The organism is Acidisphaera sp. S103 (assembly GCF_009765975.1).
Taxonomy (GTDB): Bacteria; Pseudomonadota; Alphaproteobacteria; order Acetobacterales; family Acetobacteraceae; genus Rhodopila.
The window spans coordinates 285,599-310,749 of record NZ_LMUJ01000042.1 but is presented as its reverse complement, the minus strand read 5'-3'; the positions used below and the strand labels follow the sequence as shown (position 1 = coordinate 310,749).

At 64.6% G+C, this 25,151-nt stretch carries 29 protein-coding genes and 1 pseudogene; 18 read left to right on the top strand and 12 right to left on the bottom strand.

Annotated elements, in window-relative coordinates:
• The first annotated feature begins 178 nt into the window (after positions 1 to 178).
• Both GSQ89_RS11775 and GSQ89_RS11770 read left to right on the top strand, forming a co-directional pair.
• The gene (locus tag GSQ89_RS11775) at positions 179 to 343 is read left to right on the top strand and encodes a hypothetical protein (protein ID WP_158925222.1); all 165 of its coding nucleotides are present in this window, start codon (positions 179 to 181) and stop codon (positions 341 to 343) included.
• 585 nt (positions 344 to 928) lie between these two features.
• Positions 929 to 1,129, top strand: a complete 201-nt coding sequence (locus GSQ89_RS11770; protein WP_158925220.1) for a hypothetical protein — start codon at positions 929 to 931, stop codon at positions 1,127 to 1,129.
• Positions 1,130 to 1,442: 313 nt separating this feature from the next.
• Here GSQ89_RS11770 and GSQ89_RS11765 read toward each other — a convergent pair whose 3' ends face one another.
• Entirely contained in the window at positions 1,443 to 2,276 is an 834-nt protein-coding gene (locus GSQ89_RS11765) for a protein-L-isoaspartate O-methyltransferase (protein WP_158925218.1), read from the bottom strand.
• Positions 2,277 to 2,389: 113 nt separating this feature from the next.
• On the opposite strand from GSQ89_RS11765, the gene GSQ89_RS11760 reads away from it, so the two are divergent.
• The 3 genes and pseudogenes from GSQ89_RS11760 to GSQ89_RS11750 all read left to right on the top strand — a co-directional run.
• On the top strand, positions 2,390 to 2,977 hold the full coding sequence (locus tag GSQ89_RS11760) for an RNA polymerase sigma factor (protein ID WP_216856120.1): 588 nt from the start codon (positions 2,390 to 2,392) through the stop codon (positions 2,975 to 2,977).
• Positions 2,974 to 3,207 (top strand): hypothetical protein, encoded by a 234-nt coding sequence (locus GSQ89_RS11755; RefSeq protein ID WP_158925216.1) that lies wholly within the window; start codon positions 2,974 to 2,976, stop codon positions 3,205 to 3,207. Before GSQ89_RS11760 ends, GSQ89_RS11755 begins: the two co-directional genes overlap by 4 nt.
• Positions 3,208 to 3,575: 368 nt before the next feature.
• A pseudogene (locus tag GSQ89_RS11750) lies at positions 3,576 to 3,839 on the top strand (GxxExxY protein); the annotation flags it as partial.
• 114 nt (positions 3,840 to 3,953) lie between these two features.
• Here GSQ89_RS11750 and GSQ89_RS11745 read toward each other — a convergent pair.
• Positions 3,954 to 5,735: a M3 family oligoendopeptidase gene (locus GSQ89_RS11745; protein WP_254073175.1), complete on the bottom strand. Its 1,782-nt coding sequence runs from the start codon at positions 5,733 to 5,735 to the stop codon at positions 3,954 to 3,956.
• 107 nt (positions 5,736 to 5,842) lie between these two features.
• Here GSQ89_RS11745 and GSQ89_RS11740 point away from each other — a divergent pair, with 107 nt between their 5' ends.
• The gene (locus GSQ89_RS11740) at positions 5,843 to 7,546 is read left to right on the top strand and encodes a long-chain fatty acid--CoA ligase (protein ID WP_254073174.1); all 1,704 of its coding nucleotides are present in this window, start codon (positions 5,843 to 5,845) and stop codon (positions 7,544 to 7,546) included.
• Positions 7,547 to 7,583: 37 nt separating this feature from the next.
• Here the strand turns inward: GSQ89_RS11740 and GSQ89_RS11735 are convergent, their stop codons facing one another.
• Together GSQ89_RS11735 and GSQ89_RS11730 are read right to left on the bottom strand one after the other, a co-directional pair.
• A complete protein-coding gene (locus tag GSQ89_RS11735) occupies positions 7,584 to 8,069 on the bottom strand; it encodes a type II toxin-antitoxin system YhaV family toxin (protein WP_158925311.1) in 486 nt (161 codons plus the stop codon).
• 10 nt (positions 8,070 to 8,079) lie between these two features.
• Positions 8,080 to 8,391, bottom strand: coding sequence for a type II toxin-antitoxin system PrlF family antitoxin (locus GSQ89_RS11730; protein WP_158925212.1), 312 nt, complete (start codon positions 8,389 to 8,391; stop codon positions 8,080 to 8,082).
• 334 nt (positions 8,392 to 8,725) lie between these two features.
• On the opposite strand from GSQ89_RS11730, the gene GSQ89_RS11725 reads away from it, so the two are divergent.
• The 7 genes from GSQ89_RS11725 to GSQ89_RS11695 all read left to right on the top strand — a co-directional run bounded on the left by GSQ89_RS11725 (position 8,726) and on the right by GSQ89_RS11695 (position 13,533).
• On the top strand, positions 8,726 to 9,001 hold the full coding sequence (locus GSQ89_RS11725; RefSeq protein ID WP_158925210.1) for a type II toxin-antitoxin system RelE/ParE family toxin: 276 nt from the start codon (positions 8,726 to 8,728) through the stop codon (positions 8,999 to 9,001).
• Between the two features lie 162 nt (positions 9,002 to 9,163).
• On the top strand, positions 9,164 to 9,367 hold the full coding sequence (gene rpmF, locus GSQ89_RS11720; protein WP_158925208.1) for a 50S ribosomal protein L32: 204 nt from the start codon (positions 9,164 to 9,166) through the stop codon (positions 9,365 to 9,367).
• Between the two features lie 64 nt (positions 9,368 to 9,431).
• Positions 9,432 to 10,532, top strand: a complete 1,101-nt coding sequence (plsX, locus tag GSQ89_RS11715; protein ID WP_158925309.1) for a phosphate acyltransferase PlsX — start codon at positions 9,432 to 9,434, stop codon at positions 10,530 to 10,532.
• A gap of 12 nt (positions 10,533 to 10,544) precedes the next feature.
• Positions 10,545 to 11,516 carry a beta-ketoacyl-ACP synthase III gene (locus tag GSQ89_RS11710; protein ID WP_158925206.1) on the top strand — a complete coding sequence of 324 codons (972 nt, stop codon included), beginning with the start codon at positions 10,545 to 10,547 and terminating at the stop codon, positions 11,514 to 11,516.
• 94 nt (positions 11,517 to 11,610) lie between these two features.
• Entirely contained in the window at positions 11,611 to 11,922 is a 312-nt protein-coding gene (locus GSQ89_RS11705; protein ID WP_158925204.1) for an integration host factor subunit alpha, read from the top strand.
• Positions 11,923 to 11,958: 36 nt separating this feature from the next.
• On the top strand, positions 11,959 to 12,501 hold the full coding sequence (locus tag GSQ89_RS11700) for a MerR family transcriptional regulator (RefSeq protein ID WP_371734243.1): 543 nt from the start codon (positions 11,959 to 11,961) through the stop codon (positions 12,499 to 12,501).
• Between the two features lie 186 nt (positions 12,502 to 12,687).
• Positions 12,688 to 13,533 carry a DUF2189 domain-containing protein gene (locus GSQ89_RS11695; RefSeq protein ID WP_158925202.1) on the top strand — a complete coding sequence of 282 codons (846 nt, stop codon included), beginning with the start codon at positions 12,688 to 12,690 and terminating at the stop codon, positions 13,531 to 13,533.
• Here GSQ89_RS11695 and GSQ89_RS11690 read toward each other — a convergent pair whose 3' ends face one another.
• Together GSQ89_RS11690 and GSQ89_RS11685 are read right to left on the bottom strand one after the other, a co-directional pair.
• On the bottom strand, positions 13,534 to 14,058 hold the full coding sequence (locus GSQ89_RS11690) for a chromate transporter (RefSeq protein ID WP_158925200.1): 525 nt from the start codon (positions 14,056 to 14,058) through the stop codon (positions 13,534 to 13,536).
• Positions 14,055 to 14,618, bottom strand: a complete 564-nt coding sequence (locus tag GSQ89_RS11685; protein WP_158925198.1) for a chromate transporter — start codon at positions 14,616 to 14,618, stop codon at positions 14,055 to 14,057. The genes GSQ89_RS11690 and GSQ89_RS11685 overlap by 4 nt, the downstream gene beginning before the upstream one ends.
• A 105-nt stretch (positions 14,619 to 14,723) precedes the next feature.
• Between GSQ89_RS11685 and GSQ89_RS11680 the strand changes: the two genes are divergently transcribed.
• The 3 genes from GSQ89_RS11680 (at position 14,724) to GSQ89_RS11670 (ending at position 17,493) form a co-directional block, all read left to right on the top strand.
• Complete coding sequence (locus tag GSQ89_RS11680; protein WP_158925196.1) at positions 14,724 to 15,641, top strand: retroviral-like aspartic protease family protein; 918 nt, start codon at positions 14,724 to 14,726, stop codon at positions 15,639 to 15,641.
• Between the two features lie 179 nt (positions 15,642 to 15,820).
• On the top strand, positions 15,821 to 16,159 hold the full coding sequence (locus GSQ89_RS11675) for a hypothetical protein (protein ID WP_158925194.1): 339 nt from the start codon (positions 15,821 to 15,823) through the stop codon (positions 16,157 to 16,159).
• On the top strand, positions 16,156 to 17,493 hold the full coding sequence (locus GSQ89_RS11670) for a ParA family protein (protein ID WP_158925192.1): 1,338 nt from the start codon (positions 16,156 to 16,158) through the stop codon (positions 17,491 to 17,493). Before GSQ89_RS11675 ends, GSQ89_RS11670 begins: the two co-directional genes overlap by 4 nt.
• Here GSQ89_RS11670 and GSQ89_RS11665 read toward each other — a convergent pair.
• The 6 genes from GSQ89_RS11665 to GSQ89_RS11640 form a co-directional block, all read right to left on the bottom strand.
• The gene (locus GSQ89_RS11665; protein ID WP_158925190.1) at positions 17,486 to 18,856 is read right to left on the bottom strand and encodes an aminotransferase; all 1,371 of its coding nucleotides are present in this window, start codon (positions 18,854 to 18,856) and stop codon (positions 17,486 to 17,488) included. The genes GSQ89_RS11670 and GSQ89_RS11665 overlap by 8 nt on opposite strands.
• A gap of 42 nt (positions 18,857 to 18,898) precedes the next feature.
• A complete protein-coding gene (locus tag GSQ89_RS11660; protein ID WP_158925188.1) occupies positions 18,899 to 20,068 on the bottom strand; it encodes an iron-containing alcohol dehydrogenase in 1,170 nt (389 codons plus the stop codon).
• A gap of 84 nt (positions 20,069 to 20,152) precedes the next feature.
• Positions 20,153 to 20,383, bottom strand: a complete 231-nt coding sequence (locus tag GSQ89_RS11655) for a helix-turn-helix domain-containing protein (protein WP_158925186.1) — start codon at positions 20,381 to 20,383, stop codon at positions 20,153 to 20,155.
• A 436-nt stretch (positions 20,384 to 20,819) separates the two neighbouring features.
• Positions 20,820 to 22,121: a peptidoglycan -binding protein gene (locus GSQ89_RS11650; protein ID WP_158925184.1), complete on the bottom strand. Its 1,302-nt coding sequence runs from the start codon at positions 22,119 to 22,121 to the stop codon at positions 20,820 to 20,822.
• A gap of 6 nt (positions 22,122 to 22,127) precedes the next feature.
• Complete coding sequence (locus GSQ89_RS11645) at positions 22,128 to 23,270, bottom strand: flagellar motor protein MotA (RefSeq protein ID WP_158925182.1); 1,143 nt, start codon at positions 23,268 to 23,270, stop codon at positions 22,128 to 22,130.
• A complete protein-coding gene (locus GSQ89_RS11640; RefSeq protein WP_158925180.1) occupies positions 23,267 to 24,043 on the bottom strand; it encodes an OmpA family protein in 777 nt (258 codons plus the stop codon). Before GSQ89_RS11640 ends, GSQ89_RS11645 begins: the two co-directional genes overlap by 4 nt.
• A 348-nt stretch (positions 24,044 to 24,391) precedes the next feature.
• Here GSQ89_RS11640 and GSQ89_RS11635 point away from each other — a divergent pair, with 348 nt between their 5' ends.
• Together GSQ89_RS11635 and GSQ89_RS11630 are read left to right on the top strand one after the other, a co-directional pair.
• The gene (locus GSQ89_RS11635) at positions 24,392 to 24,664 is read left to right on the top strand and encodes a hypothetical protein (protein ID WP_158925178.1); all 273 of its coding nucleotides are present in this window, start codon (positions 24,392 to 24,394) and stop codon (positions 24,662 to 24,664) included.
• Position 24,665: 1 nt separating this feature from the next.
• A partial coding sequence (locus GSQ89_RS11630) for a hypothetical protein (RefSeq protein WP_158925176.1) occupies positions 24,666 to 25,151 on the top strand: 486 nt, incomplete at its 3' end.

Sequence of the window (25,151 nt, the reverse complement as noted above, 5' to 3'; positions counted from 1 at the left end):
GATCACGCTAAGGGCTCGCAGCGAATAAACCGAATCATTTGGCGGGTGCCGTCGGCACCGCATGGCATGGTGGGCGTAGGCCCGCCATCCTCGCCTCGCTGTGTGGGTCTTGGGAAAAGGCGCGGATGGCAGGCCGTCGCCCGCCGTCACGGGACTGGGCGACGGGACGCGGTTCCGGGTGGTCCGGGGGGACGATGCGCTGTTGACGGCAGGGTTCCATGCGTTCGAGCCGGAGACCGGGTTGCGCTGGACGGATGGGGACGCGATGCTGCCTGCGACGATGTTCGATGGCTTCCAAGGACCATCTGAACTGGTCATCCATCTGGGCGGCACCGCGCGCTAGGTCGATGATGGGGAACTGACGGCTGTGGCGTGAGAGGGGCAGCGGCGGCCTCGGCCTTGGCCATCGTTCGACGCCTTCGTGAGAGGCAATCACTGGCTGCCCAGAGCTGACTCAAGCGCCATTATTCAAGATTTTGCGAAATCGCTCGATCGCCCGCCGCACGAGAGAGCGACTGACAGGTGTTTAATTTTTAGCAACCATTCGGCTGATCTGACGGCTGACGAGGCCAATCCGGGTCTCGTTGTGAGCGAGGATCCGTTCGAGGATCCGTTCAAGATAAAACGCGCGGGACGCGCTCGGGGGGGCCTGTCTTGGCCGCGGCATCGGCTGTGAACCTGACAGTAGATTTTTCGTTTGCATCCCGCTGTGCGGCGGTTCCGCATGGCTGGCGGGCGTGTCAGGATGCCCGCGGCTCAGCCATCCGGACAGTTCGAGCAGAGTCTTGGGTCTCTGGTGTAAGGGATGCTATCTTGATGGGGTGCCGCACCCGCGTGCGTCGATGCCGCGTTAACGAACTGCGACGGGGCAGGGGGGCGGGTAGCCGGCAGGTGAGGCCGGGAATGGCAGTGGACAATAGAGGTTAAAATGCGCGTCGCCCGCTTTGGCTCCATGGACATCCCGACCGCGGTCTCCTTTCTCGTGCCGGCTGCGTTGGCATATTCGGCATGGCTTACATCGATCGTCTTTTGCGCCGCGAACGATCGCTGGTCGCTTTTGGTCGCGGCCGCATCATTTTTCCCGATCGGCATTGTACACGGTGTGGGTATCTGGTTCGGCGGCTGGTGACAGCGGAGCGGCGGTCCTGAAGGCGCCTCTCGATCGGCTCACGGTGCGATAACGCCTCGGCCGGCACCTTGTCTCCATTGAGACAGGAGACGGTACGATGCGCCTGTATATCACTGTCGTCGGGATGGCTTTCAGTTTGCTGGTCGTGTGGATGGCTCTGGTGCAATGATCGGGCGTTGTGTGGTGGACTCCAACGATTTGCCGCTGCCGCCCACGCCGGCGGCGAGGATCGTTTCGCTCGAGTAGCGGGAGACGCTGAAGCAGCGGCCGCTTCCGGCCGGCGGAGTGGGCGGGAACGGTTCGTGCACGTCCGTCAGGGCTGTATCGACAGGCAACATGTGTCGCCATGCAGCCAGCAGGTGGCGTCAGGGGTGTGCGGATCCCGTCGCAGCGAACGCACGAAGTTCTGTCCGCCCTCACCGAGTGCCCGGGTCAGCGATCGCGCGGCTTGCGGCGTCCGTGCGCCGGCGCACGGATAGATGGAAACGCCGGACACGGCAGCGGCGGCGTAGGCCCCCGGTTTCGCCAGGCGCTCGATCCGGAACACGGTGCCGAGCAGGGTGTCGGCGGTCAGCGGCAGCAGCATCCGTCCTCCGGGCATCAACGCGTCGAGCCACGCCGGCATTGGATGGGTCGCGCCGGCGTTCACCACGATCACATCGACTTGGCCGGGATCGTACGACGTGCCGTCGCCGGCGACGACATGGACGTTCGCCGCCGGCGCCAGGTTGGTGCGTGCCCGTTCGGCGAGGCCGGGGTCGATCTCGGCGGCGATGACGGTGCCTTCGGGGCCGGTCAGTTCCGCCATGATGGCGGTGTAATAGCCGGTGCCGGCGCCGATATGGTACACCGTGTCGCCGGGGCGGATGTCCAGTTTGTCGAGCAAACGAGCCCAGAACTCGGGATGACCGTTGTTGAGGTTGCGGGCGGCGTCGATGGCAAACACCACGTTGTGGCAGGCCGCGCCGGGATCGTCGTCGGGGGCGGTCCAGTGGCCCTCGGCGAAGTCGGCGACCAGCCACGGCCGCGGTCCGAGGAAACGTTCGCGCGGGACCGTCGCGAAGGCCTGGACGATCCGGCCGGACCGGATATGGGCCACGTAGCGTAGTTCCTGGGCAAAGGCGGCGCGTATCGTGTCGATGTCCATGCGGCTTCTCCCGCGGTTGATGTGGGGAAAGGCGCGTGGGTGCGGCAGGTCCGGACAGGCGATATTTTTGGGGAGCAGTGTCCGCGCGCGGGGCGGGGACGCGCATAGTCTCCGTGATGGAGATGCCGGAGTTCAACCCATGCGCCGCGATCGACGCAACGGATTCGGCGGCGGCCGTCTCGCGTGCGCTGGCGGGGCTGTCCGACACCGACCTGCTGCGCCTGCAAGCCCTGGCTCGGCTGCGGGCACGCGGCCTGCCGCAGGGCGTCGCCTGGTCCGATCTGTTGCATGAGGCTCTGGCGCGCGCGCTGGACGGCTCGCGGCAATGGCCGCCCGGTGTGCCGCTGCTGGTGTTCCTGGCCGGCGTGATGCGCAGCATCTGCGACGAGATCTGGCGCAAGCGGCGGCGCGAAGCCGACCTGATCCTGTCCGCGCATGACCCCGGTTCGGTATCCCGGACGATCGCCTGCCCGGCACCGGACCAGGAGCGGGTTTTGGCCGCCGGAGAAGCGATCGCCGCGATCTATCGCCTGTTCGCCGGCGATCAGACCGCCTTGCAGATTGTCTCGGGACTGGCGGATGGACTGTCGGCCGAGGACATCCGCGGCAAGCACGGCCTGTCGTCGCTGGCCTATGACAGCGCGCGCCGGCGCATGCGGCGGGCGCTTCTGCGGGCTGGCTTGTGCGGAGGCACACCATGACGGACTGGAATCCGGAACACGATCTGGCGGCGTTGCTGGACGCGCTGACGGCGGAACTTCTGACCGCCGCCGATCACGAGGTCACGCCCTATCTGCGCGAACCAGGTGACGATGACGGGGCGCAACTGGTGCGCCGTTTGATCGCTGCGGCCGATGCGGACTTCGCTGTTCTGCCGGTCTCGCGCTTTACCGCCCCCGGGCTGCGGGCCTACGTGACGCGCAACCAATGATGCGGTGAAACGTTCCGCAACGGTTGATCCCGCGCTGGCCCAACATGCGCCGGCGAAGTCTGATCCGTTACTTTATCGTGGCAGACAGCCCAGGCTGGCTGATGCCGGGCCATGACGAGTCAAGAGGTGGCCAAATCAGCGTCGTTTTGTCCCCGTCAGCCCTATCAGGCCAACGCCGAGCAACGCCATGCTCGCCCCCTTCAGGCGTCGGCACGGACGCCAAGGCAGGTTTTATAAGACGGATTAGCGGGATAAGGAGGGGATGAAGGGGATGCGCGGTTGTGGGCGTCGGTCACCGAACGGATCGTTGGGTGTGCTTTTCGGGTTGCCGATCCGCTCGGTCATGGGTTCGTTGAGTCTACGAGAATGCCCTTGCGCATGAGATGCGAAAGTCCAGGCTGCAGCAGCGAGGAATCGTGGTCTTTTGCGACGACGTGATTGTTGGCAAATATGCAGCCGACCTGCTTGTCGAGGATCAGGTCATCGTCGAACTCAAAGTGGTCGGCGCGTTGAGCAACACGCATATCTCGCGATGCCGAAATTACTTGCTGGCGACCGGCAAGTCCCTGTGGCTACTGATTAACGTCGGCCAACCCAAAGTCGAAATCCGCCGCATCACCGCCCAGGCCTGATTGCGAGCGCCATCCCCCTCATCCCCCCTTATCCCGCTTAATCTGCCTTAAAAGAGCGATGCCATGGCCGTGACTCCCACGGGCCGAATTTTAGAAGGGCCTGAGTCTTAAGACTCAGCCGCCCACCTCAAGTTCGTCGATAAACCCGGAGATCACGTCCAGCCCCTTGTTCCAGAACGCTGGATCGGACGCGTCCAGGCCGAACGGCGCCAGCAGCTCCTTGTGCCGCTTCGTCCCGCCGGCCCGCAGCATGTCCAGATACTTCGCCTGGAACCCCGGATGGCCGCCCTGGAACACCGAATACAGCGCGTTCACCAGGCAATCCCCGAACGCATACGCATACACATAGAACGGCGAGTGAATGAAGTGCGGCACATACGACCAGAACACGCTGTATTCCGGGGTGAACTCGAATGCTGGCCCCAGGCTTTCGGTCTGCACCTGCATCCACAGCTCACCGATCCGTTCCGGCAGCAGTTCTCCCGAGCGGCGTTCGTCGTGCAACAGGGTTTCGAACTGATAGAACGCGACCTGGCGGACGACGGTGTTCAGCATGTCCTCGGTCTTCGCCGCCAGCATCAGCCGGCGCTGTGCCGGCTTGGCCGAATCCAGCAATGAACGAAATGTCAGCATCTCGCCGAACACGCTCGCGGTTTCCGCCAGGGTCAGCGGGGTTCCGGACATCAGCGCGCCCTGCGGGCCGGCCAGCACCTGGTGCACGCCGTGCCCGAGCTCGTGGGCCAACGTCATCACGTCGCGCGTCTTGCCGTGATAGTTCAGCAGCAAATAGGGATGCACGCTGGGTACGGTCGGATGGGCGAAGGCACCACCGGACTTCCCCGGGGTCAGCCTTGCATCGATCCAGGCATTGTCGAAGAACCGCCGCCCCACGGAGGCCAGTTCCGGACTGAACGCGCCATACGCATCCAGCACCTGCCGCGTGGCGTCCGGCCATTCGATCAGCCGGTCATCGTCGTTCGGCAGCGGCGCGTTGCGGTCCCAGTGCTGCAGCTTCGGTAGGCCCAGCCACTTGGCCTTCATCTGGTAGTAGCGGTGCGACAACCGGGGGTACGACTGGCGCACCGCGGTGGCCAGGGCGTCGACGACTCCATCCTCCACCATGTTGGCACGATTGCGGTAGCTGCCGGGGCGAGGGTAGCGGCGCCACGTGTCCTCGATCTCCTTGTCCTTCGCCAGGGTGTTGGTGATCAGCGAGAACAGCCTGATATTGTCGCCAAACGCGGAGCCGATGGCCTTGCCGGCGGCCTCCCGCACGGAACGGTCACGGTCGGACAGTTTGTTCAGCGTGGCGCTGACGGTCAGATCCTCGCCATCGAACTTGATCCGCATGGCGGCGATGGTTTCGTCGAACAGCCGCGACCAGGCGGCGCTGGCGGTCAGGTCGCGCTCATGCGTCAGCTTTTCCAGGTCGTCGCTGAGTTGGTGCGGCCGGAACACCCGCAGGTCGCGCAGCCACGGCCGGTAGCGGGCCAGCGCCGGATCGGCCAGCTTGTTTTCCAGCACCGTGTCGTCGATGCGGTTCATCTCCAGCGCGAAGAAGATCAGGTCGCTGCCGATCGCGGTCACCCGTTCGTTCACCGTCTGGTAGAAGCGGCCGATCGCGGCGTCGTTGGAATCACCTGCGAACAGCAGTTGCGCATAGGACGCGACGCGGCCCAGCCGTTCCTGGATGCGTTCATACTCGGCGATCACCGTGGCGAGCGCGGCGCCGGACAGGCTGGCCAGCGTCCCCGCATGCGCCTGGGCGAAGGCCTTCGCCTGCCGTTCCGCCCAGGTCAGGTCGGCGGCGACCTCCTTGCTGTCGGGGGACGGGTAAAGATCGGTCAGGTCCCAGGCCGGGAGGGATTCGGTTTGGGCGGCAGTTGCATCGTTCATGGCGGATTTCGTGTCCCTGGCCTGCTGCATCGTTCGGACATGTAAGCTAGGAGAGGCGAACGTCAAAGGGCTGGCCGCATGACCCGCCCGCCGGCAGCGGAGGATGCGTGCAGACCTACCCGACATGGCCGAACCTGGCCTCCATGATGTTTGCCCTGGCGCGCGGCTGGCCCGGCAAGCCAATGCTGCGGGCGTGGCGCGATGGGCGCTGGCAGTCCACCACCTGGGGCGAGTTCGGCCGCATGGCAGCCTCGGTTGCCCGTGGTTTGCGTGCGGCGGGCGTGTCGGCGGGGGACCGCGTCGTCCTGTGCATGGAGAACCGGCCGGAATTCCCGATCGCGGAGACGGCGCTGATGGCCACAAGGGTGGTTCCGGTGCCGGCCTACACGACGAACACGGTCGACGATCACGCGCATCTGCTGCGCGACTCGGGCGCCCGCGTGGCGATCGTCTCCTCGGCGGCGCTCGCCGAACGGCTGCTGGCGGCGGCGGCCAAGGTCGACGGTCTGGATTTGCTGGTGGTGATGGACGCGCCGCCAGCCGATGGCGCCACACGGATCATCGCGTGGGACAGCCTGGTCCAGGACCAGAGCCCACTGGACGACATCGCGCTGGAAGCTGCCGGCATCCCGGCGACGGCGCTGGCGTGCCTGATCTATACCTCCGGCACCGGCGGGTCGCCGCGCGGGGTGATGCTGCCGCACCGCTGCATCCTGTCCAACTGCGCCGGCGCGTTCGAGCTGGTACGGCCGCTGCGGCTGAAGGACGAGACATACCTGTCTTACCTGCCGGTCTCGCACAGCTACGAACATACGGTGGGGCAATTCTTCTTTCTGAGCCTGGGAACGGAAATCGTCTACGCCCGCGGCGTCGAGCATCTTGCCGCCGACATGCTGACCGTCCGCCCGACCATCCTGACCGCCGTGCCGCGCGTGCTGGAGGTGATCCGCGCCCGCGTGCTGACCCAGGTGGCCCGCGAAAAGCCATTCCGCCGCAGGCTGTTCCAGATGGCGGTGACGGCTGGCCTGAAGCGGCTGGACGGCGTTCGGCTGACGCTGGCGGAACAGGCGCTCGATCCGCTGCTGGACCGGCTGGTGCGCGCCAAGGTCCGCGCCCGCTTCGGCGGACGGCTGGTCGCCGCCATGTCCGGCGGGGCGCGCCTGGAACCGGAGGTCGGCCGTTTCTTCCAGGCGCTCGGGCTGCGGATCATGCAGGGCTACGGCCAGACCGAGGCCGGCCCCGTCATCAGCGCCAACCCGCCGGACGCCATCCGGATAGACACCGTCGGCAAGCCGCTGGACGGGGTCGAACTGCGCCTCGCCGACGATGGAGAGATTCTGGTGCGCGGCGGCCTGGTCATGGACGGCTACTGGAACCGGCCGGCGGACACCGCCGCAGCGATCCAGGACGGCTGGCTGCACACCGGCGATATCGGCGAACTGGATCGGGGTTATCTGCGGATCACCGACCGGAAGAAGGACATGATCGTCCTGTCCGGCGGCGAAAACGTCTCACCGGCCAAGATCGAGGGCATGCTGATGGCCGAAACCGAGATCGCCCAGGCCGTGGTGACCGGGGAAGGGCGCAGCGGCGTCAGCGCCCTGGTCGTCCCGGCGGAGGGCTACGACGACGTGGCGGTGGCCCTGGCGGTCAACCGGACCAACCTGCGGCTGTCGGTGACAGAACGCATCCGCAGGCACGCGGTGGTGGCGCCCTTCACCATCGAGAACGGCCTGCTGACACCGTCGCACAAGATCCGCCGCGTCCTGGTGATGCGCGCCAACGCTGAGGTCGTGGCACGGTTGCACTGAGAATGCCCCGGCTCCCGGGGGGCCTGGCTCCGCCGGGTCAGGGCTTGGGTGCGACCGCCGCGAAACGTTGCAGCGTCGCCGGGTCCTGTGCCGCAGCGAGCAAACCCGGCCAGGTATCGGGTGGATTGCCATGGGCGAGCATGCGGGCAAACACTGCATAAGGATCGCTCGCGGCACTGGCCTTGCGCAGTGTGTCGCGGTCGTTGACCCAGGCGTAGACGATGATCCGTGATGCGGAATCAGCTCGGAGGAACAGCCGAAACCGATTGGCGCCGAACTTGGCGCGAAACCAGTGCCGGTGCGCCGGACCCAGCGTGTTACCCTGACGGAACTCAGTGGCGAGCGGGTCGCGCGGCACACGGTCGAGCATAAGGTCGCGTAGCGTGGCCAGCAGTTTCACGTTGGCGTTGCCCTGCCAGCCAGCCGCGTCGGATATGCGGGCGCGTTCGGCCGCGGTGATCAGTCTGTCGAGCTGATCCAGCAGCAGCGGATGGCCGGCCAGCCGCCAGCCGTGGCATTGCAGCATGGTCGGACTACAGGGCCACGTCGCCCTCGATCGGTGCGTCGGGATCGGCTGCCACGCCCTGCGTCGCGGCCGTCATGCGGGCCGCCAGTTCCGGCGTGAGCGGGACGAGTGCCTCCGGCCGGGCTGCGATGTCACGCTCCAGCAAGGCCAGGAATGGGTCTTCGTCAGCTTCGGCGGCGGCGTGAACGCTGACAGTGCCGTCCTCCACCCGGAAGGTAACGCGTCCGCCGTAGCTGACCCCGAGCGCCTGGCGGACCGCCTTGGGCACGGTTGTTTGTCCCTTGGCGGTAATGGTACAGACTGCTTCGATCACGGACATAGCGGGCCTCCTCAGTCCGAACGTAAGGTTATATCCTTACTTTTACCACATCTTCTGCTGCAACTGATTTGGCCCGGGCGATCAGCGTCAGTGGCAGTTGGCAGCGTCTCGGGATCGCAGGGATGCAACCCGGTCGCCTGTGTGCTATTCTACTGGCATGACAACGCCAGCCCCCCTGATCGAAGATGACGAAGCGGAGGCCCGCGTTCTCGCGGCGGCGATAGCCGAGTCGGACGCTGATCCACGAACGGTGCAGCATGAGGAGGTCCGAATCTGGCTTCTGCGGCTCGCCCAGGGCGAGTTCGACGTCCCGCCTCCCCAACCGCACTGACCATTGCCTGTCGTCTGGCGTGCCAGGGCGCTGACCGATGTCGGCCGAATCATTCGCCACATCGCGGCCGACAATCCGGTTGCAGCCAAGCGCGTGGGTCGCGAACTTCTGCTCGCTGGTGACAGTCTGACGATATTTCCCCACCGTGGCCGGCCCGGGCGCCAGGCCGGTACGCGTGAGTTGGTGGTCATGCCTCCCTATCTTATCGTCTATCGGGTCTCCGGTTCGGACCTGGTGACGATCCTGCGCGTCTGGCATGCGGCCCAGGACCGCCCCTGAAGCCGCATCGGCGCACACAAACACGCAGTCGATTGCATAACCCATTGCGACAGTGCGGCCCCTCTGCTAGACGGCGCCGCTCGCGTTTACGTCCAATCGTGGATTCTGGAATGCCTCGCAGAACTCGCGGGGCAAGCGTCGTTAGAGAAGGGGCATCGTCCCATGGCTGTACCGAAGAGAAAGACGTCCCCCTCCCGTGCCGGCATGCGCCGCAGCCACCAGGCGCTGCCGCATGAAGCGCACGCGGAGTGCAAGAACTGTGGTGAACTGAAGCGGCCCCATCATGTGTGCAGCCATTGCGGCCACTACGACGGACGCGAAGTGATCGCAGCAGGGAAGCCGCTGCGGGGCGCTGTCCGGGTCTGAGGCCGGGTCGCGGCGTGCCCCTGGTTCGCCCGTGACCGGTCTGTTTACCCTGGCCGTGGATGCCATGGGGGGCGACAAAGCCCCCGACATGGTTGTGCAGGGCCTGGAGATTGCCGCCGAACGTCATCCGTCGGCGCGGTTCCTGCTGATCGGTGATGAGCCCGCGCTGACGGCGCTGCTCAGCCGCAACAAGCGTGCTCGGACCGCCTGCACCGTGCGGCATGCGCCCGACGTTATCAGCAGTGACATGAAGCCGACCGCAGCATTGCGCAGCCGGCAGTCCTCCATGCGCCTCGCGGTCGACGCGGTCGCCCAGCGGGAGGCGTCGGGCCTGATATCTGCCGGCAACACCGGCGCGCTGCTGGCATTATCAAAAGTCTACATCAAATCCCTGCCGGGGATCGATCGCCCGGCCATGGCCGGAATCGCGCCATCCGCCCGAGGCGACGTCGTCATGCTCGACCTCGGCGCCAACGTGCAGTGCGACGTGCGCAATCTGGTGGAATTCGCCGTGATGGGCGATGTGTTCGCCCGCACCGTGCTGGGCCTGACGGCGCCCACAATCGGTCTGCTGAACGTCGGGTCGGAGGAGCTGAAAGGCGACGACACGGTGCGTGAGGCGGCGGAGATCCTGCGTGCCAGCCATATCGGCCCGCAGTTCCATGGCTTCGTCGAGGGCCACGATATTGCCGCCGGCACCACCGATGTGATCGTGACCGACGGGTTCACCGGCAACGTCGCCCTGAAGACAGGGGAAGGGGCGCTGAAACTGATCGGCGAGTTCCTCCGGCAGGTGTTCACCAGCGGTATCGCCGGCAAGCTGGCCTATCTGATGGTTCGTCCCGGCCTGGACCGGCTGCGGGAATGGCTCGATCCGCGGCGCTACAACGGGGCGGTGATGGTCGGCCTGAACGGCGTGGTGGTGAAGTCGCATGGTGGGACCGACGCGCAAGGCTTTGCTCACGCTGTCGACGTCGCCATGGACATGGTCACCCATCGGTTCAACGACCGCATTCGCGAGGACCTCGCGCGTATTGCCCTGGACAAAACCGCCACGGCGGAGAAAAACGAGCGTGATCGCAAGACCGACATGCCCGCCGGCGATTCGCCGTCCAATGTTTCAAAGCCGGGTTCGGGCGACGGTCCCCATCTCGCCACCGCCTGACCAGGATCAGTGATGCCGCCTCGTTCCATCCTCGCCGGCTGTGGGGGCTACCTGCCCGAACGGATCGTCACCAACGACGAATTGTCGCGTACCATCGATACGTCGGATGAATGGATCCGGGAGCGCACGGGAATCCGCCAGCGGCATTTCGCCGCCGCGCATGAGACGACCGCGTTCATGGGCACCGCCGCCGCCGCCGCCGCTTTGGCCGATGCCGGGGCCCACGCGGCGGATGTCGATGCGATCATCCTGGCCACCAGCACCCCGGACCAGGCGTTTCCCGCGTCCGCGTTGCGGGTGCAGGCGGCGCTGGGGGTGACGCGGGGCTTCGGCTTCGACCTATCGGCCGCCTGTGCCGGCTTCATCTACGCCCTGTCCGTCGCCGACGGGATGATCCGGGCAGGGCAGGTACGTGGCGTGCTGGTGATCGGCAGTGAGGTCTACTCGCGCATTCTCAATTGGCAGGACCGCGGCACCTGCGTGTTGTTCGGTGACGGTGCCGGCGCCGTCTTCCTGCGTGCCAGCACCGGCGTCGACGACGACCGGCGCGGCGTCCTGTCCACCCATATCCACGCGCAGGGCACCCTCGGCGACATCCTGTATGTCGACGGCGCGGTCGGCCAGCCCGACAAGCCCGGCCATCTGGTGATGCATGGGCGGGAGGTGTTCCGCCACGCGGTCACCCGGCTGGCCGAGGCGGTGGACGAAGCGCTGGCCGCCAACGGCCTGGGCCACGCCGACATCGACTGGCTGGTGCCGCACCAGGCAAACAGCCGCATTATCAATGCGATGGGGAAGAAACTGGGATTGCCGCCGGAACGCGTGGTGGTGACGGTGGACCGCCATGCCAACACGTCCGCCGCGTCCGTTCCCCTGGCCCTGGCCGAGGCGCGTGCCGACGGACGCATCAAGTCCGGCGATCTGGTGGTGCTGGAGGCACTGGGCGGCGGCCTGACCTGGGGGTCGGCCCTTGTCCGGCTGTGACATTGTCGCCAAGACCCGCTGCAAACCCCTGATCCGGTAAGATTTTTTCATTTCGAACCTTGACGTAGCGGGACGATCTGCATAGCGTCCGGCCATGCTGACGATCACCCGTGCTCACATCGCTGAAATGATCTACACGCAGGTCGGGCTGTCTCGGAATGAGTCAGCCGATCTGCTGGAAGATGTGCTGGAGCGTGTTGCCACGCATCTGGAAAAAGGTGAATCCGTTAAAATCAGTGGGTTCGGGACTTTTTCTGTCAGACAAAAGGGGCGCCGCATCGGCCGGAACCCGAAGACTGGCGAAGAAGTGCCCATCCTGCCGCGCCGCGTTCTCGTGTTCAGGCCGAGCCATGTGTTGAAGGCTCATGTCAACGGCACGACACCTGGTACGGAAGATGATGAATGACGCAACCCGCATAGAGATTGAGCGGGAGGCCGGCCCATGGACTCCCAGATGAGCGACGATCCGAACGACGATGGGATGCGGCAGCGGCCGAAGAAAGCGCCGAATGCTTTTCGTACAATCAGTGAGGTAGCGGACGATCTTCACATCCCGCAGCATGTCCTGCGGTTCTGGGAGACGAAGTTTCCGCAGGTCAGGCCGCTGAAGCGTGGCGGTGGGCGGCGGTATTACCGGCCGGACGACATCGTGCTGCTGCGGCGGATCGCCGACCTGCTGTACACCCAGGGTTATACGATCAAGGGTGTGCAGCGCCTGCTGCGGGAAGGCGGCGGGCAGTTGTCCGACGATATCCCGCCGCCGACGGCCGACGAACGCGCTGCCGCCGAGGCGGAACGGGCGGCTCGGGCGCCGGAGGAATTACCGCTGATCCCGGGCCTGGAACTGGTCGCGCCGCCGCCGTCGGTCACGCATATGGCCCGCACCGCGCCGCGTCCGAAGCCGGACCTGGAACACGAACGGCTGCGGACGCTGTTGGTGGAGGCGCTTGAGGAACTCGAAGCGTTGCGCGCTCGGTTGGGCTGATCGTTTGGGTGGCCGTGACGCCGCCGGACAGTGTCGATCAGTCGCGGATTCGTGATCGCCGACCGCCTCGAAACGTGCCCATCATTCCATTGCGCGATGGCTGCGACCAGGTTCGTCAGGCGATCGGACAAGCAGCGCGTGACGGACTCGCGACCTCGCGAATGAGCGTTCGGAGGAGAGTCCACCATGATCAAGACGCCGCCAGGCTGGGGCTACGACGTGTTGGCCCATGCCTACCATTCCATCACCACGGTTCACCCCGATGAAACGGTCCGCATGTCGACGCCGCCCGTCGTGCGGCGGATCCACATCGTCGACCTGCGATGGGCACTGGCCCGCGGCATGGAGGATTTCCGCGAATCCCGCACCGACGTGATTTTCCTCTGCGTGATCTATCCGCTGATCGGCTTGTTGATGGCCCGCGTGGCGGCGGGATACGACATGCTACCGCTGGTGTTCCCGTTGGCCTCCGGTTTTGCCCTGGTCGGGCCGTTCGCCGCCGTCGGCCTGAACGAAATGAGCCGCCGGCGCGAACTGGGGCTCAGCGCCGGTTTGACCGATGCGTTCAGCGTGTTCCGCTCACCCGCGATCGGCGGCATCCTGTTGCTGGGCGCGACGCTGATCGTGATGTTCCTGTTCTGGCTGGTGCTGTCGAACTCCGTTTACAACCTGACCCTGGGGCCGAAACCCCCGGTGTCGCTGGCGGCCTTCGCGCACAGCGTGCTCTATACCCGAGCGGGCTGGGTAATGGCGATTGTCGGTATCGGCGTGGGATTCGTGCTGGCCGTGATTGCAGGGACGATCAGCGTGGTGTCGTTCCCCATCCTGCTGGACCGGAATGTTTCGCTGGAAACCGCGATCCGTACGTCGATCGGGGTCGTCATGCGTAACCCGCTGACGATGATGGCCTGGGGACTGATTATCGTCGCCAGCCTGGTGGTCGGCTCGATCCCGCTGTTGCTTGGCCTGATCCTGGTCATGCCGGTGCTGGGGCATGCCACGTGGCATCTGTACAGGCGGGCCGTGGGCTGATCAGCCGGCCAGCCCGATCGCCCCCGCGACCGCGGCGGCGGCCAGGATCAGCATCGGGTGCAGCTTGGTGAAAATGAACAGGCAGGCGGTTACCACGGTGACCGCCGCCGCTGTCCAATCCACGGTGGTGCTTTCGATCAGCAGCCCGGCGCTGGCCATGATCAGCCCGGCCGTCACCGGTTGCAGCCCCGCCTGCATGGCTTTGCGCCACGGCGCGTCCTTGAACCGGAACCACACGCCGCTGACCACCAGCGTCAGTGTGGAGGACGGCACTGCGACCGATAAGGTCGTCACCAAGGCACCCAAGATGCCGCCGACCTGCCATCCCACCAGGCTGACGACCATCATGTTCGGGCCCGGTGCGGCCTGCGCCAGGGCGTACAGCGCCGCGAACTCGTGCCCCGTCATCCAGTGATGCACATCGACGACCTGCCGCTGCATCTCCGGGATCACCGCGTTCGCACCGCCGAACGCCAGCAGAGACAACTGTCCATAGACCGCTGCCAGTTGCGCCAGGGTGCTCATGCCCGGAACCGCCGCAGCAGCAGGGTGGACCCGATCGCCAGCAGCGGCATCGCCGCCAACATCGGCAACCGCAGCACGGCGATGACCACGAAGGTCAAGGCGGCGACACCGATGGCCAGCGGGCGTCCGCGCAACGGCGAGGCGATTTTCCAGGCGGTCGCCAGCAGATAGGCCGCGGCGGCGGCCGACAGTGCGACGAACGCCCGATGCACCGGCGGGAAATCGGCATACCGGTCATACACCACGCCCAGTCCGATCACGATCGCCACCGGCGCGGTCATCAGCCCGAGGAAACAGGCCGCCGCGCCGGCGACGCCGCGGAATCGCGATCCCAGGGCGATGGTCACGTTCATGATGTTGCCGCCCGGCAGGAACTGACACAGACCCAGCATGTCGGTGAATTCGGGCTGGGTCAGCCACTTGCGCTGCTCCACGATCATGCGCCGAGCCCAGGGCAGGACTCCGCCGAAGCCGCAGATGCCCACCATGAAAAACCCGGCAAACAGATCGAACACGGTCGGGTTGGGCCGTGCCGGCACATCGGAGGACGTTTCAGACATGCGACGATGGATAGCGATACCGTGAGGATTCGACAATTCCCGCGATGGCGTTGGCCGATTGGCCGCCACCGTCATATGGTCCGGCAGACCCCGGGGGAGATCGGCGTGAAAACAGGCATTCTTCTGCTGCTGGCCAGCCTGCTGCTGCCTGTTGCCGCTCGGCCCGCCTGTGTGGTGGACAACAAGGCCACGGTCGCGTTGGACGTTGTCGGCGGAACGATCACCGTGCCGGTGGCGGTCAACGGCACCATCGCGACCATGATCCTGGACACCGGTGCCCAACGGTCGATCATCACCGCGGCCGCGGCTCTCCGCCTGAACGTGGCACGTGACGAATGGGTGGGTACCACCATGCGCGGCATCGGCGGGATCGAGAGCCGCCCGAACGCCGATCCTCGTACCCTGACATTGGGCGGTGTCCCCCTGGTCCGCCGGACGTTGAACCACGACACCAGCCTGACGGTCGGCATTATCCCGCAGACGCGCATCGGCGACCTTGTGATCGATGGCGCGTTGGGGCGCGATTTTCTGGCGTCGTTCGACCTGGACCTGGATTTGCCCGACCGGCAGGTGACGCTTTATCGGGTGCAGGACTGCGCCGGGCGCTTCCTGCCGTGGCAGGGTGGCTATAGCGCCGTGCCGGTCAGTCTGCTGGACCAGGATGCGCTGATCGTGCCGGTGAGGCTGGATGCCGTGCCGTTGCGTGCCCTGCTGGATACCGGCGCCAGTGCGAGTCTCGTCGCCGCGCCCGGTATCTTCCGGCTTGGGTTGCAGCCGGGCGGCTTCGCGCATGATCCGGCAGACCAGGTCAGTGGTATTGGGTCCCATGTGGTGACGATGCACCGCCATACGTTCCGCTCACTTCAGGTGGGCGGCCAGGCGACCAGCGCGCCGGTGATCTGGGCCGGCCCAGGGGTCCACCTGACACCGATCGTCGACATGCTGCTGGGCGCCGATTGGCTGGCACAGCGGCGGGTCTGGATTTCCTACGCGACGCGGCAGTTGTTCGTGGCGGTGCCGTAGCGCCGAGGCGCTTGGTTTCAAGACAGCGCACGCCTCATCCCACGCCGGGCCCTCGGGTTGGCGGATAAACTTGCCTGCCCGCCCGACGCAGTGTAACATACACATTCGGCGTCGCCCTTTAAAGTAAGAAGATCGGTTTGACTTGTTGACCGACTGCTCCCCTTTATGGATGAAGAAGGTTGGACAATCCACGCCAAATCGTTTCCCAATTGGGTACCGTGAAAAATCCGGTGTTGCTGACTTCGACTTCATTTTCAACGGTAATGTTATATTATTCACATGACCTGTTAACCAGCAGCGTCTTACTCGCGGCTGTCATCGGTGCCATCGTGTATCTATCATCGGTCGCTGTATTCCTTTTCGGAATTGCATTTTATGTCTACGCGTTTCTTCGATTGCCATCCTCGACACAGGAAGCCGTTTTCCTGCAGGAAGCCAAGGGTGCGATCGATCATCATCGCAAAGCGTCGAAACGGCCGAGGCTCAAGAACAATAAAGCCGAGGCCGACGAAGGATGACAAAGCCTCTCATCATTGCCGTGGTCAGCGGCAAGGGCGGGGTCGGCAAGACCATGCTCTCGGTCGCAATCGCCAACGAACTGGCACAGGGTCGGAAAACGCTGCTGCTCGACCTGGATTTTTTCAACCGTGGCCTGACCGGCCTGTTTGCTTCGGCGGCGGCCAAGGTGCGGCGTGAACAGGTGCGGCCACCCGAACTTTTCACGGGCTGTCAGCCCGCTGGCGACTGGTACCTCGTCGCGGTCGGTGCAAACCTGTTCACTGTCGAGTATGGCGACATCGAAAAATCTTCTGCCGCCGCGCTCGAAGCCATGGACGTACAGGCCCTGTCAAACGCCCTTGGCACATTCATAATGTGTCTCTGCGAACAAAGCGGCTGTGAAATCGCCGTCCTGGATTGTCATGGGGGACCCGACAACACATCCTTCGCCGCCTGTGCGATCGCCACCCACAGTATTCTTGTATCCGAACCCGATAAGATAACGCTGTACGGCACACTGAATTTCGTCCGCCAGATGGCAGCCGAACTGCCCGATAAAAAGCCCGACATCCGGCTGGTGTTCAATAAGGTCATTCCGGCATTCAGTGCGCGATTTCTGCAGAAATTCTACGACGACCTGCTGCGTGATCAGTTTGGCGGCAACGACCTGCTGGCGATCTACCCGTTCGAACCGCACCTGACCAAAGGTTTCGAGAAAACACCATTCCTGACCACGGTCTACCCCACGTCCCAGTTGGCGATCAAAACCAACTTCCTGCTACACGATCTGTTGGCGGCGAGGGACGCATCGTACCTTCCGCCAAAGGCTATGCGTGTTGGTCGTGTTGGCAGCCTGATCAGTCGATACTACATGGGACGCTGGCCGCGCATCCTCGATCAGAATTTCATTTTCCGGCTGATCGGCTTTGCGGCGATCGGTCTTGTCGCGCGAACGTACCGCGAACAAAACCTGCTGTCGGGAATGTTGGACTCTGCACAGTTCTTCTTCATTACGGCAATTCTCGTACTCTGGCTCTTCGTTGCGGCGATCCTTAACTGGTTAAAGGACCTTGACATCTTTCTGACCTACAGTCTGCGCAGCGGTTCGTACTGGGTCGCGGCGGTTGGCTGTGTTACCTTAGCCATGCTGTGCCTTGGCGGTACCGCTATCGCAGGATCTTCTGGATATTTATCCAACCTTTATGGCGTGCTGTTGATCTTGCCGCTCTACCTTTACGCCCGGCGAGGCTGGTTGAATATCAAAGATGATCGACGCTATCTGGAAGGCGGCTTTCGTATGGCATTGACCGCGGCCGCAACCGCGACATTCGGTATCACGGCGTTCTCTACCTGACCTCCGCCCACGTATCATCCATCGCCCGGGTAATCCGTGTCACCGCCTCATCGATTTCCGCCTCGGTGATGATCAGCGGCGGAGAAAATGCCACCCGATCGCCGACGAACCGCGTGATCAGCCCATGCTTACGAGCATGCTTGTCCACCGTCGCCCCAACCTGGCGCCCCGGATCGAACTGCGCCCGCGTCGCTTTGTCGGCCACCATCTCGATCCCCGTCAGCAGCCCGACACCGCGAACCTCGCCCACCAGCGGATGATCGGCCAGTGTCCCCAGCTTCTCCTGCAGATACGGCCCGACCCGCTGGACGTGCCCCAGCATATCCATATCCTCGTAGATACGCAGCGTCTCCATCGCCACCGCCGTCGTTACCGGGTGCCCGGCGTAGGTGAAGCCGTGCGCGAAATTCCCCAGCTTCCGGCTCTCATCCAGCATCGCCTCGAACACACGCTCATTGATCATCAGCGCCGAGATCGGCTGCATCCCCGCCGACAGCGCTTTGGCGCAGGAGATCATGTCGGGCTGCAAATCATAAGTCTGGCTGCCCCACATATTGCCGGTCCGGCCAAACCCGCAGATCACCTCATCGGCAATGAACAGCATGTCGTACCGCCGAATGACCGCCTGGATCTTCTCCCAATACGTCGCGGGCGGCGTCAGCCCGCCACCCGCCCCCATCACCGGCTCGCCAATAAACGCCGCGCACGTCTCCGGACCCTCGCGCAGGATCAGTTGCTCCAGCGCATCGGCCATGCGCGTCGCGAACTGCTCCTCCGACTCGCCCTCATTGTGGTGACGGTAGTAGTGCGGATATTCGGTATGCAGGAAACCCGGAAACGGCAGCCCGAAATCCGCATGCATATCGGGCTTGCCCGACGCGCTGATCGAGGCCGACGTGCTGCCATGATACGCCATCCGCCGCCCGATGATCTTCCGCTTCTCCGGTTTCCCAATGGCGTGATGGTAATACCACACCAGTTTCAGCGCCGTATCGTTCGCCTCCGACCCCGAACACTGGAACAGCACCTTGCTCATCGGCACCGGGGCGATGGACAGCAGTTTCTCCGCCAGGTCGACGGCCACATCGTGTGTCGTGCCGCGATACAGATGGTAGTAGCCCAGCTTGCGCATCTGCTCATACGCGACCTTGGCCAGCCGCTCCGACGCATAGCCCAGGGATGCGCACCACAACCCCGCCGCCGTATCCAGATACTGCGTGCCGTTGTCGTCGTAGACGTAGCAGCCGTGGCCCGATCCGATGACCATCGGCCCCTCCGCGATATGGCGAACCAGGTTCGTCTGCGGATGGACGATGGTCGCGATGTCACGCGCCTGGACGGAATTGGGGGCGAGGTAGGTCATGCTGCGACTCTCCCGGTCGGGTGAGCCGCCATGCTGATATAACTACCAGGCGGCGTCCAGCAGTGCCCGCACCGCCGGCGGTCCGTCGATCTTTCTGGGGTTGGTATGCACCCAGCGGTCATGCATCGATCCAACCGCGATCCCGTCCAACTGCTCCGGATTCACCCCGACATCACGCAGAGTCCCCGGCAATCCCAGCCCGGCGATCAGCGCCGCCACCGCATCGCCGGCACTGTCCCCCGGCCGCCCCAACGCCTCACTGACCCATTTCTGCCGGTCCGCATTCGCGGTCACATTGAACCGCAGCACATGCGGCAGCATCACGCACGACGTATACCCATGCGGCACATTGGCCGTGCCACCCAGCACGTGCCCGATGCCGTGGCTCGCTCCCATCGGCACGCCGTTATGCGACCCCATGATCGACATCCACGCACCCATCTGGCAGTTCAACCGAGCCTCCAGGTCCTGCGGGTTGGCCTTTACCGCGGACAGCCCGGCGGACAGCAATCGTAACGCCTGCAACGAAGTCCCATCGGAGAACGGCGTCGGCGCGATCGAGCACAAACTCTCCACCGCATGATCCACCGCGCGTATTCCTGTCGACAGGAACAGCCATTCCGGCGTGTGGACCGTCACCGCCGGATCGAGGATCACCGCCTGCGGCATCATCAGCGCATGCCCGAAACTTTCCTTCACATGCCGTACGGTATCGGTGCAGCCGGCGAACGGTGTGAACTCGCCCGCCGACAGCGTCGTCGGCACATCCACCGACCGCACCGCCGGCGCCTTGATCGGCGGCCGCTCGGTTTTTCCATCCGCCGTAATGATCGCGCGGAACCGGTCGAGCTGCTCCGGCGCGCTGACGTCGTTGCCCAGGCACAACCCCACCATCTTCGCCGCATCGGTCACCGACCCGCCGCCCACGGTCACGATCAGGTCGGCGCGCGCGGCCCGAGCTTCATTCGCCGCCGCCACCACATCGACGCGCGGCGTGTGGGCGCCAATTTTCGCGCACACCCCGGCCAGCCGGTTGCCCAGCACCCGGCGCACGCCGTCGATCACATCCGTCTCGCGATTGAGCGTGCCGCTCGCCATGACATAGACCGCACGGGCGTCAAGACGGGCGACCTCCTCGGCCAACGCCTCGGCCAGCGGGATGCCATAGATCACCCGGTCCATGGGCGGATAGCGATGGGTGCCGCGGATCATCGGTGTTCCCTCCTTCAACGTTGGCCGGCAGTCCAGCAGAAACCACGCCGCCGAACAACATCGTCCCGCGCCGGATCGGCGACGTTATCCCACGCCGATCGGCGATAGATAGTGACTCGGGGCGGCACCGAGAATGCGCTTGAACATGGCGGTGAACGTCGCCGGACTGCCGTAGTCCAGGTCCAACGCCACGGTCGTCACCGATTCATCCGCCAGCCTGCTGACGGTTGTCATTTCCTCGGGCACGGCGGTGTCCATTTTTGCCACCGGACGCAATCCATTGTGGATGCTGGGCTCGGGGATGGTCGCCAGCATTCTGGGGCGTCATGCGGGTCTGATCCCGTGATCGCCGCACGGCGGGTTTTGAGGTGTTGCCTGATTTTCTTGCCAGATCGCGCGAATCGGGCGCACACTACCGGGGTCGTAGCAACAACTGAAAGGAGGTGATCCTGTGTCTCATTGTTTGGTGGCAACCCTTGCCATGACCTGGATCGCCGGCGCGAAGACGTCGGCTTAGAATACTCCGGTCCGGCAACGGACAGTCACAACAATGTGGAGGCCCCGGGCTTATGTCCGGGGCCTTCAGCTTTTCTGGGCCATGATACCAGCCGCCGTGCAACCGTCATGGTGGGCGAAGGCCCACCATCCACGCCTTTGATTTTAGCGGCCGCTGGTATGCGATGCGGCAGGACGGCGGCACAGACAATTCCCCGCCGACAATGGCCGATTTAATGAGGCTGGCCGCGGCCTTTTACCGGTCCGTCAGCCGCAGCTCGATACGCCGGTCCTTGGCATAGGCGTCCGGCGTATCCCCCGTCCCGAACGGTTGGTATTCACCGAACGCCGTCGCTGCCAGGTGCTCCGCCGGCACGCCATCGGCGATCAGCAGCTTCACCACTGTGATCGCACGTTCGGCCGATAGTTCCCAGTTGGAGGCAAATTGTCCCCCCTTCACCGGTTGTGGATCGGTGTGCCCGTCCACCCGCAGCACCCAGTGCAAATCGGGTGGAATCTCCGTCGCGATGTCCTTGATCGTCACGGCCAGTGTCGTCATCTGCGCCACGCCGGCCTGGCTCAGGTCGGCGCTGCCCACGGGGAACAGCACCTCGCTCTGGAACACGAAGCGATCGCCGACGATGGTGATGCCGGAGCGGTTGGCCAGAAGCGTCCGCAGCTTGCCGAAGAACTCGCTGCGGTATTGCTGCAATTCCTCCACCTTCGCCGCCAGCGCGACGTTCAGTTTCTGGCCCAGGTTGGCGATCTGAACGTCCTTGTCCTTGCTCTGCTTCTGCGTCACATCCAGGGTGGCCGCAATCGACGAAAGCTGGTTCTTCAACTGCTCGATCTGCTGGTTCAGCAGCGCGATCTGCGCGCGGGCGCTGTCACCGAACTTCTTTTCATCGCCCAGTTGCAACTCGACCGCCTGCCGCCGTTGCTGCTCGGTCATTGCATTGGCGGCGGCATCCTGGGCCTGCTTCTCCAGTTCGTCCCGCAGGGCCGCCAGCGCCTTGGCCTCGTTCGTCAGCGTTGCCAGATCCGACAGTTTCGCTTGCAACGTGTCCTTGTCGACCGAGACCGTCCGATCGAGGTCGGCAATCTGTTTTTTCATCTCGGCGAGCTGGTTTTGCGCATCGGCCAGTTGCGCCTGGGCAGCGTTGGCCTGGCCATTGGCCGTGGTCACCTGCGATTGCAGCCGCGTGTTGGCCACGGTCGCAGCCTGCACCCGCAGGTTCGCGTCCGCGACTTGCGATGTCAGCTTGTCACGCGCCGCCGCGCTCGCCGCCAATTGCTGGCTGAGTTGCGATACGGAAACCTGCAATTCCGACGATTTTCCACGTTCCAGCGACAACTCGTCGGCAAGCGCGGAGAGTTGCTGGTTGGCCTTGTCCAGTTCGTGGCTGCGGCCGGACAGCGCCACGGTCAGGAAGGCCTGTGCCAGCACGAAGACCAGCAGGACGAAGATGATGACCATCAGCAGCGTGGACAGCGCGTCCACATAGCCGGGCCATGCATCCAGTCCGTTGCCGCCGTGCCTGCGGATGCGCGCTGGCATGTCCGGCTACCGCGGCGGTTCGGCCAGGGCGGCGACCGTGCGGGTCAACAGCCGCAAATCGTTGCGCAAATCCGTGGTGGCCCGCGACCGCCCTTGCTCGCTCTCCGCCAGCAGCCGCTGCAAAGCCATCTCGATATTGCGCAGATGGCCGCGGCTGACCTCGTCACCGCCTTGCAGATCCCCCAGCCGTTGCAACGCCGGTCCCAGCACGGTTTGCGTCTCGGCGATCCGCAGCATCAGGTGCTGATTGGCGCGCATGGTGTCGGCCAACGCCCCCAGCCGTTCGTTCAACGTGTTGACGGCCTGGTTGGCCTGGGATCGGTTTTCCCCGTCCTGCACCAGTACGCGCTGCATGCTCTCCATGTTCTCGGCGGTCTGCTCCAGCAGGGCCTGGACATAGACCGGGACGGACCCTTCGCCTTCCGACAGGATGCCGGACGACAGCCGCGTCAGGCCGGCGAGCCATTCCTCCAGTTCATTGAAGAATCGGTTCTGTGCCTGGCCGGCGGTCAGATCCAGGAAGCCCAGCACCAGCGCGCCGGACAGGCCATACATGCTGGCCGAAAACGCCGTTCCCATGCCGGCGAGCGGCCGGGCAAGGCCAGTCTTCAACTGGTCGAACATCAGGTTCATGTCGCCGTTGCCCAGCGTCATGCCGCCGATGACGTCCGACACCGAGGTCACCGTGTTCAGCAGTCCCCAGAACGTCCCGAGCAGACCGAGGAAGATCAGCAGACCGGTCATGTAGCGCGACAACTCGCGGCTTTCGTCGAGGCGGGAGGCGATGCTGTCCAGCAGGCTGCGCATGGCGGTCGCGGACAGGGTGAAGTGCCGCGTTTCGTTGCTGGTTCGGCCTTCGCGCATCGCCAGCATGCTGGCCATCGGTGCCAGCAGCTTGGGTGAGGGCAGGGCGGCCAGCCGGCTGCGCGCGGTCTGGTAGGTTTCCAGCCAGGTCACTTCCGGCCGCAAGCGCAGCACCTGACGCAGGTTCCAGCAGATCCCCAGCAACAGGACCAGCAGGATGAAGCTGTTCAGCTCGGGATTATGGTAGAACGCGGTGATCAGCACGGGCGACAACAGCCCGGCGACGGTGCCGACCGCCAAAAGGAAAACCAGCATCCGGATCAGGTAGCCGGACGGGCGGGTCATCGCGCAGCCGCCGTGGGGGTGCTGGCCGAACTGGTGCTGGCCGAACTGGTGCTGGTGGGCGCGTTGGCGCCCATCACGCTGATGTCCACCCGGTCGGGCGGGCCGCTTCCAAATTGCTCACCCAGCGCGCGAACGAAGATGCGGGCGGATGGCACGCCATCGGCGACCAGCGCGCTGCGCACCGCCATCGCCCGGGACAGTGAAACCCGGCGCGCGGTGGACGGATCGTCCGCCTTGCCGGGCGCGTAGGCCAGGACGTTGAACGTTGTCATATCTCCCAGTGGACCGCCCGCGGTCAGTTGCTTGATCGACGCGCTGCTCTCGGGGCTGAGGTCGGATTCGCCCGGCGCGAACGTCAGGCGCAGACCGGTGGTGGTCGGCGCGGCCTCGGTCGCGGCTTTGGCGGAAACCGGCGGTGGGGTCGGCGGTTTCGCGCCGGCGACCGGCGGTGGCGGTGCGATCGGTGCGATGGAGGCGGTATTGGGGACGTTTTCCGGCATCGTGGGCTGCGGTGCCGGGGCGGCCGGTGCGACGGAAGCCGTTTTCGGGGCGCTTTCCGGCTTTGCGGGCTGCGGCGCCGGTGTCGCGGGTGCCTGCCGGGTCGCGACGGTGGGGTGTTTCGGGACAACCGGTGCGGGCATGGGTCGGGCTGGACGGCTGGCCGCCGGATGGTCCGGCAGCGCCTGCAGGGCATGCAGATCGACCGTGACCTGGGCGAATACGGGGGTTGCCGCGGTCAGCAAAATGGCACTTAGGATCGGCAATGGGCGCATGGAAACGATTGGTAGCGGAACCCGCTGTTCCGTTCAATGAACCATCCTGTAAGCAATCGGATGAAGCGGCCGCCGCGCGCTGACCCGCCAGACTGTGTGGCTTTGCCAGCCAGGAATGGCACCCGGAGCGGATGAAGGCGGATGGACGGCAGTCCGGGCCACCTGCCACGGCAATTGCTGGAACGGTTGGCCTGGAGACACCAGCCCGATGGCGATCGGCCGGAGTCTGCGACAAGGGCCGCTGGCAGGGGCTCGGGTTCACCCGATTACCCCGAACCATGGCAATATTGCTTGCCCGAAGCGATGAAGCACGATAAGAACGTATGAGGAACATCCAAACGTAGCGTCATGAGCGATAACCCATTGGACAAAATACCGGCGCACAATCGGATATCGATCCGAGCGGTGCTGGTGCATGAAGGTGAGGACGCCGCTGCGAATGGGATACCCAAAGAGGAAATTCTAGAGACTGAAAACCTGGTGGCGATGACCAGTAATTTCAAAGACAGCGGGCGGATGGACAATGTATACACCCATCTTCCAGTAAGCAACGTTCAGAACATCGACCTTGGTTATCAACTCCATCAGTCCGGCGAGTTCATCGCGAAATCGAAGCCCTGAAATGAAATCGCCGCCGCGCTTCTACCGTCGCCCGGGCTGCCTGGTGGCCCTCGGACTACTCACGGCGGTCGCTTATGGTCTGTCGATGTTGTGGGATGCGGTGAAACCGGGTTGCACGACTGTTGTGCTCAATCGATTGCCCTCTCCAGGTGGCGCGTGGCTCGCGGTCAACGAGGAGTCCACGTGCGACGTGGGGTTTTTAGCGGGATCCGACGTCGTGGTTGGCGTTCGGCTTATTGCAACAAAACCCCCACTTCGAGACATCCAGGTGGTCGGCGTCGACACTGGAGGCTATGTGGACGAGCGTCCCCTCGTCGCGTGGTCGGCGTCAAACGTGCTGCACGTCACCGTGCCGCTGTACTCGTACCTGAACATACTCACCAGGAAGGTCGATGGGGTCCGGGTGGACATCCACTTCGATCCGGATGACCCCGCGGCCAGGGCGGCGTGGCTCAAGCAGACCGATCAGTCGCCCGACCTTCCGGAT